At 50.7% G+C, this 14978-nt stretch carries 13 protein-coding genes (1 of these 13 only partly in view); 1 reads left to right on the top strand and 12 read right to left on the bottom strand.

Features of this window, described 5'->3' with window-relative positions; translation table 11 throughout:
• From ACR9FF_RS13470 to ACR9FF_RS13425, 10 genes are all read right to left on the bottom strand, one after another.
• A protein-coding gene (locus ACR9FF_RS13470; RefSeq protein WP_435171651.1) for a sugar phosphate isomerase/epimerase family protein crosses the window boundary here: on the bottom strand, nt 1-411 show its 5' portion. Its footprint begins 375 nt before the window's first position; only the first 411 of its 786 coding nucleotides appear in the window; its start codon is at nt 409-411; its stop codon lies off the left edge, out of view.
• 40 nt (nt 412-451) lie between these two features.
• The gene (locus ACR9FF_RS13465; protein ID WP_201003208.1) at nt 452-1189 is read right to left on the bottom strand and encodes a 6-phosphogluconolactonase; all 738 of its coding nucleotides are present in this window, start codon (nt 1187-1189) and stop codon (nt 452-454) included.
• Between the two features lie 36 nt (nt 1190-1225).
• Nucleotides 1226-2212 (bottom strand): zinc-dependent alcohol dehydrogenase, encoded by a 987-nt coding sequence (locus ACR9FF_RS13460; protein WP_127491113.1) that lies wholly within the window; start codon nt 2210-2212, stop codon nt 1226-1228.
• Nucleotides 2213-2314: 102 nt separating this feature from the next.
• Nucleotides 2315-2953, bottom strand: coding sequence for a ThuA domain-containing protein (locus ACR9FF_RS13455; protein WP_435171648.1), 639 nt, complete (start codon nt 2951-2953; stop codon nt 2315-2317).
• Nucleotides 2954-2990: 37 nt separating this feature from the next.
• Nucleotides 2991-4628 carry an extracellular solute-binding protein gene (locus ACR9FF_RS13450; protein ID WP_435172098.1) on the bottom strand — a complete coding sequence of 546 codons (1638 nt, stop codon included), beginning with the start codon at nt 4626-4628 and terminating at the stop codon, nt 2991-2993.
• Nucleotides 4629-4708: 80 nt separating this feature from the next.
• A complete protein-coding gene (locus tag ACR9FF_RS13445; protein WP_201003214.1) occupies nt 4709-5590 on the bottom strand; it encodes a carbohydrate ABC transporter permease in 882 nt (293 codons plus the stop codon).
• Nucleotides 5591-5609: 19 nt separating this feature from the next.
• Entirely contained in the window at nt 5610-6578 is a 969-nt protein-coding gene (locus ACR9FF_RS13440) for an ABC transporter permease (RefSeq protein WP_317980489.1), read from the bottom strand.
• Nucleotides 6579-6612: 34 nt separating this feature from the next.
• Nucleotides 6613-8211: a beta-N-acetylhexosaminidase gene (gene nagZ / locus ACR9FF_RS13435; RefSeq protein ID WP_435171645.1), complete on the bottom strand. Its 1599-nt coding sequence runs from the start codon at nt 8209-8211 to the stop codon at nt 6613-6615.
• A 6-nt stretch (nt 8212-8217) separates the two neighbouring features.
• Complete coding sequence (locus ACR9FF_RS13430; RefSeq protein ID WP_435171643.1) at nt 8218-10641, bottom strand: glycoside hydrolase family 9 protein; 2424 nt, start codon at nt 10639-10641, stop codon at nt 8218-8220.
• Complete coding sequence (locus tag ACR9FF_RS13425; protein ID WP_435171641.1) at nt 10638-11624, bottom strand: ROK family protein; 987 nt, start codon at nt 11622-11624, stop codon at nt 10638-10640. Before ACR9FF_RS13425 ends, ACR9FF_RS13430 begins: the two co-directional genes overlap by 4 nt.
• A gap of 279 nt (nt 11625-11903) precedes the next feature.
• On the opposite strand from ACR9FF_RS13425, the gene ACR9FF_RS13420 reads away from it, so the two are divergent.
• A complete protein-coding gene (locus ACR9FF_RS13420; protein WP_236013271.1) occupies nt 11904-12965 on the top strand; it encodes a LacI family DNA-binding transcriptional regulator in 1062 nt (353 codons plus the stop codon).
• Nucleotides 12966-13129: 164 nt separating this feature from the next.
• Here the strand turns inward: ACR9FF_RS13420 and ACR9FF_RS13415 are convergent, their stop codons facing one another.
• Together ACR9FF_RS13415 and solA are read right to left on the bottom strand one after the other, a co-directional pair.
• Nucleotides 13130-13786: an SDR family NAD(P)-dependent oxidoreductase gene (locus ACR9FF_RS13415; RefSeq protein WP_435171638.1), complete on the bottom strand. Its 657-nt coding sequence runs from the start codon at nt 13784-13786 to the stop codon at nt 13130-13132.
• A gap of 41 nt (nt 13787-13827) precedes the next feature.
• On the bottom strand, nt 13828-14973 hold the full coding sequence (gene solA, locus ACR9FF_RS13410; RefSeq protein ID WP_435171636.1) for an N-methyl-L-tryptophan oxidase: 1146 nt from the start codon (nt 14971-14973) through the stop codon (nt 13828-13830).
• Nucleotides 14974-14978: the final 5 nt, after the last annotated feature.

The raw sequence follows: 14978 nt of genomic DNA, 5'->3' as shown, positions 1-14978 counted from the left end.
CGCATGCGTATGATAGCCAAGCCGCATCCCTTCCATTTCTAATCGGTCTGCAAGCTCATTCATTTGCTCCGCGTAACGAAGCCAAGTCGCCGCATGGTTGTCTTCCGGCATATGCCCTACGTTCCATGGGCCTCCGAGACATGGGATAATGATGTTCGGATTGCCGAGCTCTGCATGATAGCGAATCGTATTCTCCAGTGTATCAAGCTGCAGCAGCCTCCACTCCACATGCCAACCGCATAACTCCAGTCCATGCTTTGCGATGAGTTCCTTAACCACGGAAGCAGGCCATAAAGTCTCTCCATACATTTCAATACCTTCGTAGCCCATCTCACGAACTGCGCCAAGCGTAGCATCCAGATCCCGCTTCATCTCCTCGTAGACCGTATACATCGCCAGTGCAAACTTCATTTCCATCTCCTCCATCCTTTTCCGTCATCATCGGCTATCCCTATAAACGGTGGATAATGGCTGATGCGGCGTCCGCGTCGAGCAGTACTTCACAATTCGGATGAAGCTGAACAATGGATGCCGGCATATCCGAATTAACAGGCCCAAACAGCGCCTGCTCAATAATGTCAGCCTTATGCTTTCCTTTTGCGACAAGTACGAGATGACGGGTATGCATAATGTTTTTAATACCAAGCGTCAATCCGCCCAGCGGATGCTCTGGGCCGACGCCCGTTTCTTTGCGGACGCGCGCTTCGAAGATCGGGTCCATCGGCGATACCCAGGTCGTGCTCTCGAACGGGGTTCCCGGCTGATTAATGCCAACATGGCCATTGAAGCCGATTCCGAGCATTTGCAGGTCGACGCCCCCGCGAGAAGCAAGAGCGTCCTCGAACAAACGGCATTCCCGTTCAAAATCGTCAGACATCGTAGGCGGCATAATGAAGTTTTTCTCTGGAATGCCAAGGTTTTTAACAAGCTGCTCATAGATCATCGAATAGCAGCTGCCTGAATAACTCCGATCGAGGTTAGTCAACTCGTCGACGTTGAATATAGTGACGCGGGATACATCAAACGGATACTTCTCGTATAGCTCCGATACGACGGCATGCATGCCTCCTGTCGTCTGCCCTGTGGATAAACCAATTACCGCTTCAGGTTTCTTTAGCATCTGCGTTACAATTCGCCAAGCGGCGGCGATATCGAACGCTCTTTCGTCCTTCTCAACCGTAATTTTCATGCTTATCTCTCCAATTGTTTATTGTTATAAGTTCTTCTACATCGATCTCCAATCAAAAATCGTACACGTCTTCGTATAAGTCTTGTTTACAAGTGACTGATAAGCATCGTCACAGCGCGCTGGATCGACCAGTTCATAAATGCCGTCCACCTTTAGAGCGCCGTTTTTGATCCACTCCATACCGACCGCAAAATTGCCATAGTTGCTGCCAGGCATAAATTCAGACGAATGCCGCGGAATGCTCCATTCCCAGCCGGAAGTCATTGTAATAAATCCGTAAAACACTTTCAGAAATATGTCATGCGCCCATGTATCGGTACCCCTGTACCAAGGAACGCCAATCAGCGACAGTTCCCCTCCCTTGCGAAGCACGTCCAGTGCGTCAAGCGCTGCTTGCTCCGCACCGGAGCATTCCATGGCCAGACCGAACCTGCCTGCTGCTTGGCAATCCTTAATTGAAGCGTACACATGGAGCAACCCGCACTCGCGTGCGATCTGCCTCCTTTTCTCGCCAGGATCGACAGCATATACGGTATAACCGCAATGCTTCATCATCTGTGCGCACATCAGCCCAACGATGCCAAGCCCCGTCACCAACACGGGTTCAACCGGTTTGATCTGTGTCTTCAGCATAGCCGTCATCGACACGGCCGGGATGCGACATAGTACGGCCTCCTCGGGCAGCATACCCTCCAGCACTGGAACAATGTCATCCTCGGAGACAAAATTGTATAAACGATGCGGAGCGCTCGCAAATACGATATCTCCGGGTTTCGCGTGCTTCACCTTGCTTCCCGTGTCAATCACTTGCATGACTACGGCATAACCAATCTCCATCGGGTAGCGACTGCCGCCGAAATAATCCATATACCCTCCGCGCTCGGAGCCCGAAGAGATCAGCGACACTAACGTTTTACCGAAAATTTCTTTTTCGTCCAAAGACCGTTCCTGAAAAGTCTCCTGAACTAAAGCAGCCTTTCCTTGCTTCACGAACTGTACGCTGGCATTCTCGTAAACGTTCAAGCTGCAGTCTCCTCCATTTCAAGCGAAGTGTCAGTTCCCATCTCCGTTGCTCATACTATAAATAGGGCTGTCCCCTCGTCATCACGAGGGGCAGCCTTTTTACTAGTTCGTTGTTGCCCAGTTTGAAGCATTTTTGAGCAGTTGAATCATCTGCGGATTGCCAAGCGCTTCCTCGGTATGGCCTGGAGTAAGTCCAACAACCTTCCCTTTCCCATAGGAATGCGCCCACCCTCCTGCCGCCGTAACCGCCTCCGATGTACTGAGCATCAGCATATCGGTGCGCCCAATATTAACCTGGCAGTAATAATGCTCATCCATTACCGTAAACGGTTCAACGCCATCCAATATAGGATGAGCCACATTACGGATCGGCACATTTTCCACCGGAACATGATTATGGGAATGGCCGATGAACCGCCCGGAGTTTAGAGTCTTATAGAATGGACTGTCTTCTTCAATTAGCACAAGACCAGCGTGCACGAACAAGATACCCATGCCATCTTTCACGCGCGAAATGACCCGCTCTTGCTCATCAAAGGTAATATCCCCTTCACCGTCCGGTCGACCTACCGTAAACATAACAAGTAGATCAACCGAATCGCTAGATTCGATTACATCGCGCAGACGATTGCTCAACACGACATTCCAAACCTCGCGATCAAACACTTTTTCCATTTGAGGATCGATTAATTCCTTGGGATGGTACATGTCATCGCGAATGATGCATACCGTTTTTTTCACTGCCGCTTCCCCTCTCACACTGATTGTTGAATATCCGTTACGCTTTGTTCAGCTTCTTCAGGTTTTCCTCATATTTCGTCTGCATGTAAGTTCGTACCTTGTCATACCCCAGATTGTCACGGTCTTTAAGAAACTTATTGTAGAGCTGGTCAAAGTCCTCATCGCTTTTCGACATAAGCAGCTTCGGCAGCGTTTTGCCCCATAGCTGCTGGATTTTGGTCCAGATCACGCCTTCCGGTGAAGTACCGCCCGGCGTCAGCTGCGTAAACTCTGAGAAGTTATACGTCTTTCCTTTCGTCCACTGGCCAGTAGACAAATAAGGCTCTTGCGTAGGCGGCGCCCATCCCAGCCACATGTTCGTGTCCATCATCATCCAATACGTATATTCCGCGCCGTATTTGGCCCCGTCCGTCGCCGTCAGGTAACTTTCGAGGAACTGGTCCTTGCCGTCGATCGTATCGTAGGTAACGCCTTTTTCGCCCAGACAGAAATCCTTTTGTCCCTCTTCACTGATCATATAGCTCATAAACTCGATAGCGCGTTTTTTATCTTTTACATTTTTTGAAATAAGCGTAATCGTCCAGCCGGAGATGCCTGGACCGGATAATGTCGGCTGATCGAGATTGGCGTTAGCCGGACCATCGATCGGGATGTAGATTTTATCCGGATCCGTCTTGTAGACGGCAGCGTTCTGTACGCCTACGTCCGCGATCTGGTACAGCATGGCGAAGTAACGGCCTTGCACTTCCTTCTCATCCATTTGCGGTCGTTTGTCGATAAAGATGTCCTTGGAGAGTAAGTCCATTTCATTAGCCTTGCGGAATACCTTCAGCCATTTGAGATACTCCGGGTCGGTCGAACGGTCGTACAGCTTGCCGTCCTTCTGCTGCGGAATCGCCAGGAAGTTCTGCAGGAAATCTTCCAGCGAATAGTTGCCGTTGTCTCCAAATTCATGGAAAGCTAGCGGGATGAGCGGCTGGCCGTTTACTTCCGGGAATTTCTCCTTCGCCGCCTTCAAGGCGTTCAGGAACCCTTCCGGCGTTCTCATCTCGGGCTTGCCGAGCGCTTCGTACATATCTTTACGGACCAGGAACGTTTGGTTCGATGTATACTGCTCGCCGTATTTCTTGTAATCGTTAGGAGAAGACGATGAGTTCGGATAACCGTAAAAATTGCCGTCTTCTTGGGTAAACCATGAGATTTTGTCCGGATCGGCAACGGTGTACAAGTACGGATCATATTCATCCGCCAGCTTATTTAATGGAAGCACAAGTCCGCTGTCGATCAGCTTCTGTACGTTCGGATCGCCAACGTCAAGCGTAATGAAATCCGGAAGATTACCGGAAGCGATCATCGTATTCATTTTTTCATTCTCATTGCCGGCCGGGACAATCAGATTCAGATCGACACCTGTTTTCTTCGTAATGTACTTCGACGTATTATCTTCGCCCCACTTGCTTGTAAACCATGAGAAATTAACATACCAGTCGAACTTGATTGGCTTCGTGTCCGTTTTCCAGCCAGGTGCGTTTGGATCGAGCTTTGTTGTCTCCACCGCAGCCGGCGGCTCCGTCCCCTTATTCGCTGTCGCAGGCTTATTGTCGTTTGCGGACGAACAAGCTGCCGTTGTGCCGAGCAGGCCGACCAGCGTCACTACCGTTAATGCCTTACGCATTTTCCTCAAAATGATTACCCCTCTCGTATTTGTTCTTATATGGTCTTTGTTGTGAAAACCAAAGCTTGTGAATGCTCCAATCAACCTTTAATGGAACCAATCATAAAGCCTTTAACGAAATACTTTTGCAAAAACGGGTAAACGATGACGATCGGCAGCGTAGCAACGACCATCGTGGCGAGTTTTACGGACTGCGACGTCACTTTGCGGACAACATTGTCCGGCACCATCGAAGCGATTTGGTTCGAGCCGGATAAGGCGACGATACGGTAGAGGAAAGTTTGAATCGGCTGAAGGTCCGGATTATTCGTAAAGATGACAGCAGTGAAATAATCATTCCATTGGTACACGCCGTGGAACAGCGAGATCGTAGCAATGACGGGCATCGAGCATGGAATAATAATGCGGTAAAAGATTTTGAAGTCATTCGCCCCGTCGATTCTCGCCGCTTCCTCCAGCCCTTCGGGCAATTCCCGGAAAAACGCAAGGAAAATAATCAGATCGAAAAAGCTGAACATTGCCGGGAAGATATATACCCAAAAGCTGTCGAGCAGCCCCAGGTCGCGGATCAGCAAATAATAAGGAATCAGCCCGCCGCTGAAGAAGAGTGTCACTGTGCCGATATACATATAGAGCGTTCTGCCCACCAGCTCCTTGCGGGAGAAGGCATAAGCGACCATCGCCGTGAAAAACACATGGAGCGCGGTGCCGACTACCGTCTTTGCCACGGTAATGCCCATGGCCGTCATCAGGCCTTTGTTCTGGAAGACGGTCTTGTAATTGTCGAGGCTGAATACCCTCGGAAGCCAGTAGATGCCGCCGCGCATCGCGTCCTGGCCCTCGTTGAACGAGTTTACGATAACGTACCAAATCGGATAAATCGTGAGAAAGCAAATGACCAGCATGAGCGCTATATTGCCCCAGTCAAACAGCTTTTCTGCGGTAGTTCGGTTTTTCAGCATCGGATCATCCCTTTTCCGGTTATAAAAGCGAAGTATCGTTTAGCTTTTTCGTCACATAGTTCGCGGACAAGAGGAGAAGGAAGGCGATGATCGATTTGAACAAGCCAACCGCCGTGGAGTAGGAGTAACGCCCTTCCGATATCCCCACCTGATAGACGTAGGTGTCGATGACATTGCTTGCGCTTTCGTTTAGCTGGTTTTTTAGAATAAAGACCTGATCGAAGTTCGAGGACAGAATGCCGCTTACGGCTAGAATAAATAAAATGGCAATGGTGCCTTTAATCATCGGGAGAGTTATGAGAAACATCTTCTGGAAACGGCTCGCGCCATCCATCGTGGCCGCTTCGTACAAATCCGGCGATACGCTGGCGATAGCTGCCAAATAAATGATGGCGTTCCAGCCCAGCTCCTTCCAAATGTCAGAGCTGACGATGATCGTCCAGAAGTAACCTGGCTCGGCCAGGTAGCTGATCGGTTCTTTGATGAGATGCAGAGCCATCAATAAGTCGTTGACAATACCAACGTCCGCCAGCCAAGTAGTCAAGATGCCGCCCAGGATGACCCAGGATAAGAAATGCGGCAGGTAGGAGATGGTTTGCACGATTTTTTTATAACGCAGCGAGCGTAATTCGTTAACAAATAAAGCGAATAGAATCGGAATCGGAAATCCGATTAGAAGCTTGAGCGCGCTCATCGCCAGCGTGTTCTTAAGCACGTAGGGCAGGCTGTCATCTGTCAGGAATTCCTTAAACTGGGCTAATCCGACCCATGGCGATTCGCTGATCGACCGGGTAATGTCGTATTCCTTGAAAGCTATGATCAGACCGTACAACGGAACATAGCTGAAAATAATCATCCAGGCGATTCCGACGAGTGCCATCGCCTGCAAATATCTTTGCGCCATGAATTTCTGCGCAAGCGTGTATACTCTGCTTTTCTTATTGCGCTGCTTCTCTAGCTTGACTGACGTTGTTGCGTGAGCATCCATGCGCACCCCTCCAACAGTTGTCATCTATTAATGTTTAATGTTCGAATGTCGTCTGCAATGTAACTGGCAGCTTGCCGCACGCCTGAATCTCTCCGGTCAACACTTTGGCCAGCGATCTGATCGTCAGCGGTTTATTCTCGTAGCATGCGATATATCCTCGAACCTCCGGAAACACATTCAGGTCATACGGCATACGTAGCGACACGACCGTTAACTGCACGCCTTCTCTAGCTGCCAGGGATGTCACTATACGCTGCTGTCCTTCCGAGAAAACAGCATTGTAGGTGCCGACGATGATCTGTCGATAGCCTTGGCTGTCCGACAGCACTTTAGCGATCTCCTCTTCAACCGGATTAACGGAGATGATATGCTCTATACTTGCTTCGAGCCATCCGCCGAGCAATCTGCCAAGCGTCGTTTCTTCCCCTGGCGGTTCTGCCGTTTCCGAGACGGGACGCATATTCGGCCATATAATGTAGGTTGCTACTTCTTTGTTAAGCGGGATCTGATTATTGTTTCGTACAATCGTAATGCTTCTTTCGCTGATGCTTTGCGCAGCCGCCCGGTGCTCCTGGGCTCCCACCAATTGACGAATCAATCCCGGAGAAGAAGGCTGTTGCGTGAATAAGCCGCGTTTTTCCTTCAGATTCAGCAGCCGGACAACCGATTCGTTGATGCGGGATTCACTAATCCTGCCTTCTCTTACCGCCTTAATAACCGCCTTGAGTCCTTCTACCTGCAAGTGGATCTGATGGCTGATGAGCACGAGATCAGCTCCCGCTTCAATAGCCATGACCGCACCTTCTCCGACGCCAACCCCTTGCGAGACAGCGTTCATCTCCAGGCAATCCGTCGTAATAACGCCTTCAAAGCCCAGCTCCCCGCGAAGAAGTCCTGTCAGAATCGGATGCGATAAGGTCGCTGGAATAGGCCGGGACTCATAAGCCGGGAAGATCACATGCGCCGTCATGATGGCGTCAACGCCTGACGCGATCGCCCTTTTAAAAGGCACAAGCTCCACCTCATGCAGCCGTTTCCGGTCGTGAGCAACCAATGGCAGCTCATGATGCGAATCGGTACTTGTATCGCCATGTCCAGGAAAATGCTTGACCGTAGCTGTGATGCCGGCGGTCTGATATCCCTTTACCGCTGCAGACCCCATCCTGCCGACCAGCTCCGGATTTTCGCCATAAGAACGTACACCAATAACCGGGTTGAGCGGATTGTTATTCACGTCGATACAAGGAGCGAAATTCATATTCAGCCCCATCGCTCGAAGCTCCGTTCCAGAGAAAAGGGCTGCGTTGTACACTGCCGCTTCGTCTCCCGCTGCGCCAAGCGCCATATTGCCGGGCATAAGCGTGATTCCCTGCTCAATGCCTGACACCATCCCCCCTTCTTGATCGAGCGAGATGAGCAGCGGAATAGCAGATTCTCTTTGAAGACTAGCCGTTAATTCCGATGCCTGTTCGGGAGACAGAAGATTGCGCCGGAAGAAATTCACGCCGCCAATATGGTAATCGCGAAGGAGCTGGAGAATCGACTCGTTAGGCTCAGTGCCGTCAAAGCCGCACATAAACAATTGCCCGATCTTTTGCTCCAGACTCATACTCTTTAACCATTCATTAATCATTTCGGATTAGCCCTCCCATCGAAACGCTTTGTTTTTGAAATCCATTTCATAGAGGTCCGCAACAATCGACAGCCATTTGCCTGCATTACCCGTCCATACTTCCTTGTAAGTAGCATTGTTGAATTGCGGCCAATACGGCTCATCTTCATTGCCGAAGGTTTGAACGCCAACCGGAATCTCTCCCGTCATTTCGCCGCCCAGAACGGCATACTGCTGCGCATAACGGTAGCCCTCGCCGTACATAAGCGACTGGCCAAACGGATTTTTGCCGACGATCCAATGCAGCTGGCCTTCCGCGATATCCAAGAGCTTACGGTCATTGAGGTAAAGTCCCGCAATGGAAGCCGCTTTGCCGGCGGACATGATGATCGCATTGTTGCCTTTAAACGAGAACCATACGGGAAAGCGTTTTAAATAATAGCTGTCATTCAGCTTCACGCCATTCTTCAGCTGTTCGATGTAATCTTCTGTGGCACGATGGTCGGTCAACAGATGCTGGTAGCCGAAGCTTCGCTCATCAAGATGCTCTTCCGTGTGATATACCCCGCTTGCCAGCATCGGATAAGGCAAGGTGTACACCGCCAGCGACTTTACATAAGCCCCGTACAATCGGATAGCTTCCAGCCATTTTTCCGCATCAGGATGCGAGGGTTGGGTCTTGTGAACAGCTGCGAGCGCCATTAGGTACAAATGCTCCCGTGCCTGATGATTGAAATGCTGCACAACCCGCTTATCCGGGTGACGATAGAAAAAACCCGCAAGTATTGTGCCTTCGTCAAGCCGGATCCCCTCTTGTTCCTGGCATTCGAGAACGTATGCAATAAATTCCGCTGCTTTGTCCGCATATCGTGTATTTCCCGTTGCTTCATATAACATAGATGCCGCCCACGAGGCTGTCGCCATATACAGGCTTTCCGAGGTCTGATACGTGTGCTCCCAGAAGATCGGCTTCTCGTCGAAGCCATGCTGTTCGAATTGCTCCAGCGCATATTGAAAATCTTCCTGGGCGATACGGAGCAGATGCGCCGATATGCTTGGCTGCTCCATGAGCTGCCTGTGCATATACGCTTCCATTCCTGCACAGTAGAAGTTCACGTAGGCTTGTTTGTGGACGCGAGCCTCAGCATCATCCATGTTGCCGATTCTTCCATCCGTCCAGCGGGTAATGCCGGCGCTGGTCGCTCTGTACCCGTCGCCGAAACGCGTCTTCAGCATAAAGTCTAATCCCCACTCGCCCTCCTCCAGCAGCCTGAGATATAGATCTTCGTTACGCAGCTTGACCTTCTCCGCCATTTCAAACAAAGCGAATGTCACCTCAGCCGTCTGGATCAGCTGCTGCGATACATCGCCTGCGTCATGCCAGCCGCCATTAAAGGAAATGACAGTATCCTCATGCTTAGCAATGACATCGGCATGGCAGCTGCCGTGAATGCCGGGAACAGGATAACCGCACCGTTCGCAAAAAATAAAGTTCAGCGATTTCCAGATCGAGTCGTGCCACACCTCTTCCGCATCCCCAATCGTAAAAGCGCCCGAGACGGTTTCGCCGGATTGAAGATAATAGCGGCCCTGAGTATTGAAGGCTGAAAAATCCATAACGTCGAAAGAACCCAAACTGCTGTTCAACTTCTCCGTCGCGCCGCTGTATACGACTCCTCCGGTATTGACATCCCTTAGCTGGTAAGCGTTCTCAGGGAGCTGAACGGCGAGCGCCGTCTTGCTGCCCGAGCGATGATAGCCGCTGTGAGAATAGATGAACTCGCCCGGTTTCGGCAGCCAGCCTTTGGATACTTCGTGCCCCGTCACACTCTCCAGCTTCACCAGCCTTATTTGAAGAGACATCCGGTCGCCGGTCACCCGTTCCTTGCCGTTCAGGAAATAGCTGATCGACAGCTCCGTAATCGCATCTCTTGGCAGCGCCTCTATATTGAGATGAACCGTATTCCATTCGCCATTGTTCAGATTCACGCCGTGAACCCCTTCGCGGTGGTAAATATCCGGAATCGGAATAACTCCCTCGTTGCGGAATGAGATCATAACATAAGCATTCGGAACACCTGGAAAATCAGGCAACAACTCCACTGTGATTCGATTGTATTGGTCCCAGTTCTCGCCTTGGAAGCTTGCAGCCATCCATGCTGTGCCGAAATTGACATAATCCCCGTCAGCAGGTGCGCCTTCCGGCCAATGGGGCATACGCGTCGGCGAGCCGAGAACAGCTAAACCTCCTGGCGTACAGCCTAGCTCTCCGACTCCGCGGTGCTTCCATTCCAGCATACCGGTGAATAACTGGCCAGCTTTGTATAGCAAACGTTCCTCAAGTACCGATTGGCGACTCTGCTCTTCCTCTAGAGAGTGCTCCTTACGCAATGGCAGCGGACGATGAATATAGCCGGATTGTTTGACATCCTTCATAAACGACTCCATCATTGCACCTCATCTCTTTTACCGATTGTCTCCCAAGCCTCCAGCCCTACCAAGGCTGCTCCAATAAGCGAGGCATCCGGTGTATTTTGCTTAGTCGTAACAATCCCATTCGTTACAAACCGCATAGTTCGGGGATTCAAATGTTGTTTAACCCTGTTCCATAAATAAGTGCTGCCTGCCAGCCCTCCGCCAACGACGATTGTGTCCGGATCGCTGACGCGAACGAGATTCATGATAAGGGAAGAAAGTGCTTTCGCAGCTGCCTCACTAACGTCGAATCCCAGCTTATCGCCTGCTTCCGCAGCCTGTAGAATCTCCTGCGCAGTTACGCGCTCGCCTTCCTTGATCTTGATCGAGGTTCCCGGATAGCGTTGGTGCAGCGCCATTACCCGCTCATGCATGCCAAGCCCGGAGGCTATCCGCTCTACGCAGCCCAATCTTCCGCATCCGCATAACACATCCGAATCCGAAGCCACAACCGTATGTCCGATCTCTCCTGCGTTGAAGTGGGAGCCTTTGACATACCTCCCGTTTGTGACAAAGCCTGCGGCTATTCCGGTACCGACATTAAGGTAAATAAAATGATCGGACTCTGTCCCCCAACCAAACCTCTGTTCAGATCGCGTGGCGCAGGCGACATCATTGTCCACGCCGCAGGGCAGCCGGAACCGAGATTCCATGATTGCTTTGACATCCGTCAATTGCGATTTTCCCGGTTCAATTTCATGCCAGATGCCCCGCTTCTGATCCACCCGTCCAACAACAGCGATTCCGATGCCCAGCTGACGCTTCGCCACGAAAGGGACGGTGTGCATGTAGTCCTCAACAGCTTGAATGATTTGTTCCATAGCGGCCTCTTGAGATGTCGTGTCGCTTGGATAAAGCTTTGAACGGAGAATGTTTCCTTCGGGTGTTATCTCTCCCAATAACATTTTCGTTCCGCCAAGATCTACTGCAAGAATGGAAGATGGAATCTCTCTGTCCAAAGCTAACAACCCCTGACTTTATATTTGGTAACGTTACCAAATTTGGACGTCACAATTTCTTTACACAGCCAATGTAACAGACTGGTAAATGACATGTCAACACGAATTTTTCCATAAATTTTCAGGATTTTTCGAGTTTTAGCTGTCAAAACGATTATTAATATATGTCAGCACAATAAATGAAAATTTTTATGGTAACGATACCAAATTTGTTCTTGCTAAATGAAAACGACTGGGTTAGAATCTATCCAAATGCCGGTTGCAAAAGGATGTGCCCCTTTGAAAAGTAAGATTACCATTACCGAAATTGCCGATAAATGCGGCGTTTCCGTATCCACCGTATCACGCGTGCTTAACAACAGCCCTTCCGTTTCGCCGAAGAAGCGCGCGTTGATTCAACAAATTATCGATGAATACAATTACACTCCCAGTGTTTTTGCAAGAGGCATGGTCAATCATAAGACGAAAAATATCGGCGTTATCCTCCCGGATATCACTAACCCTTACTTCGCCTCTTTGTTCTTGCAAATCGAAAGCTTCGCGTTAAAAAATATGTACGCAACGATTCTATTCAATACGATGTTTGCCCGCAACCCCGATAAATATGATACGCCTCTCAGTGAAGAAGACTATTTTAAGATTATTCTGGAGAAGCAAGTAGACGGCGTCCTTATTCTAGGCGGTCAGATCGATAAGGATGACGTACCGGTGAACTTCATCCATGCCTTGAATCAGCTTCACAAGTCAGTGCCAGTCGTAATCGTCGGCTCCCGAATTGACGGATGCGAGTGTTTGTTCGTAGAACGCAATTCAAGGCAGGGCGTGACTTCAATCGTGAATCATTTTATCGCGCTCGGGCATGAGCGGATCGGATTTGTCGGAGGCGAGCCGGGAATACGCATTACGTCCTCCCGCATCGAAGCTTTCAAACAAACCATGAAAGCTTATCATCATGATGTGAACGACTCATACATCGTAACGTCGGATTATTATGCGCCTGACGGTTATTCGGCGATGAACCAATTGCTGGATCAGAATAGCGGCAAGTTGCCGACCGCTATAATAGCGATTAATGATATGGTTGCGCTTGGCGCAATCCGCGCCATGAAGGACCGTGGCCTGGATTGTCCTTCCGATATCGCTATTGCAAGCTGCGACCAATTCCCTCACAGTGATTACAGCATCCCGCGCCTGACGTCCATGGACCTGCATAACGAGTATCTCGGCCGCATGGCGGTTATGCAGCTGATTAGCGCGATCAACGGCTCGGAAGAAGCAATCAGTATTAATCACATGCCAGAGCTAATTATTAGGGAGTCGTGCGGGGCTACACGGCGGTAATGACCGCATGCCGAGGAAGCTCTGCCTCCCCCAACGGCACGGCAGCGAAAAATGGGTAAAGCGTAACGCGTCTAACCGGCGACGCATCGCTGTCCTATTGCACGTTGAACAGAACAAAGGAGCATAGCGAGATCGCCATGCTCCTTCACCCTTATCGTTATCGATCAAGATTCTGCGACGATATATTCCACTTCGTCGCGAGCCTGATACAATTGCCAATACCTCTCCGCGATATCGTCCGGATCGTAGAAGGTCCCCTTGGATACATAACCGCCGATAGTGACGGTTCCTACATAAACGTTATGAGGCTTTAACTCCTGTGCTAATGAATAGGCAAGCGAACGGACACCTGCCTTGCCGATGGACAATGAGGAGTAATCTGCGTTCGGATAGAGAGCCAAGCCTCCTCCCGTAATAAGAATCGCCCCATCCTTCCGCTTAACGAAATCCGGCACAACTTGTTTGACGCTCGTGAGGGCGCCCACGACATTCACTTTGAAATCCTCGATCAATTGTTCCTCTTCCAAAGCGGACACCGTCGCTCTTGAGATGACAGCCGCATTGTAGAGCAGGACATCCGGCGTGCCGTATTGCTCGCGAATGACCCCGAAAGCTTGGGCGACCGACTCCGATTTCGAAGCATCCGCCGAGACGGTAAATACTTCGATAGATTGGTCTCTGAGCTCTCTGGCCAGTGCATCGAGCGAAGTTTGATTACGTGCAACGAGAACGATCTTGAACGAATTAGCACCGAATTTACGTGCGACGGCTGCGCTAACACCCGGACCAGCACCTATAATCACTAGAAGGGATTTGCTCAAATAAAACACTCCTCTGCGTTTAAGTTTTACGATTCTAACTCTTAACTGGCAAAACGGGATAGGCGAAACGGAGAGATATCCCAAGAGGTTCTCCCGTTCAGAGCCAAGTCTGCCAAGACCTCGCCGATCGCGCTGGCGAACTTGAACCCGTGGCCCGAGAAACCTCCGGCAATGACAACGTTCTTGTAGAGCGGATGGTGGTCGATGATAAAGTCTTCGTCCGGCGTCAATTCGTACTTGCATACCGCGCCTCTAAGCAGCTTGCCTGTCGCGCCCGGCAAATAAGACTCCAAAGCTTGCCTAAGATCCTCTTCATCTTCCGGATAGGCTCCGAACGGAGCGAGCGTTTTGCCCGGCTCCCACGGAACGCCGCCATCGTGGCGCCCGATCTTAACGCCTGCGCCGTCTATGCTCGGGAACCCGTAGAAGCCGCCGTTCTTCGTGCCGATCGTAAATCCAGGAAAGACGCTGCTGTCGAATGTCGAGTCAACCGTTTCGAACCATCCGACGACTTTGCGAACGGAATGAATCGGAAGGAACAGGAACGGCTGAAGCATCTTGAACCAGGCGCCCGCGCTTAGGATCACTCGTTCGGCCTGATAGCTTCCTCCTTTCGTATGTACTGTCACGCTTCCGTCCTTTTCCGTCCGAAGTCCCGTAACGAAGGTGTTTGCGATGAATTGCGCGCCGGCTCGTAACGCCTCTTGTTTGTAGGCCGCAACGGCTTTTTCGCTGTATAAGTATCCTGCGTACGGTTCATACATTCCGCGGAAGTTATCAGATACCTTCACGTTAGGCCATCGCTTTCGGATTTGCTCCCCGGTCAGCCATTCCACCGTCACTCCTTGACTTTCGGCATCGTTCTGACGCTCCCGAAAATCATAGACGTCCGTATCCGCTATGTTCAACACGCCCGCTCTCTCAAGCAGCTTCAGCCCGGTAGCTTCCTCCATCTGCAGCCATTTCTCGTCGGCTCGGATAGCAAGGCTGATGTAAGCGGAGCCTCCGCTGTACGCATGCCGAATGAGCCTCGGCTCTCCATGATGGCTCCCTTCCCCATGCGGCGGGTCGAAAGCATCGATCAGCAGCGTTTCAGCTCCTCGACGGGCCAGCTCGTATCCCGCGCTTATTCCCATCGAACCGGCGCCTACCACGATAACGTCATATTTTTTCAAATTTGGGCTCATACAGT

It is taken from the genome of Paenibacillus glycanilyticus, from assembly GCF_051200795.1.
GTDB lineage: Bacteria > Bacillota > Bacilli > Paenibacillales > Paenibacillaceae > Pristimantibacillus > Pristimantibacillus glycanilyticus.
The sequence above is the reverse complement of the archived record's forward strand: the minus strand, read 5'-3'. Positions and strand labels throughout refer to the sequence as shown.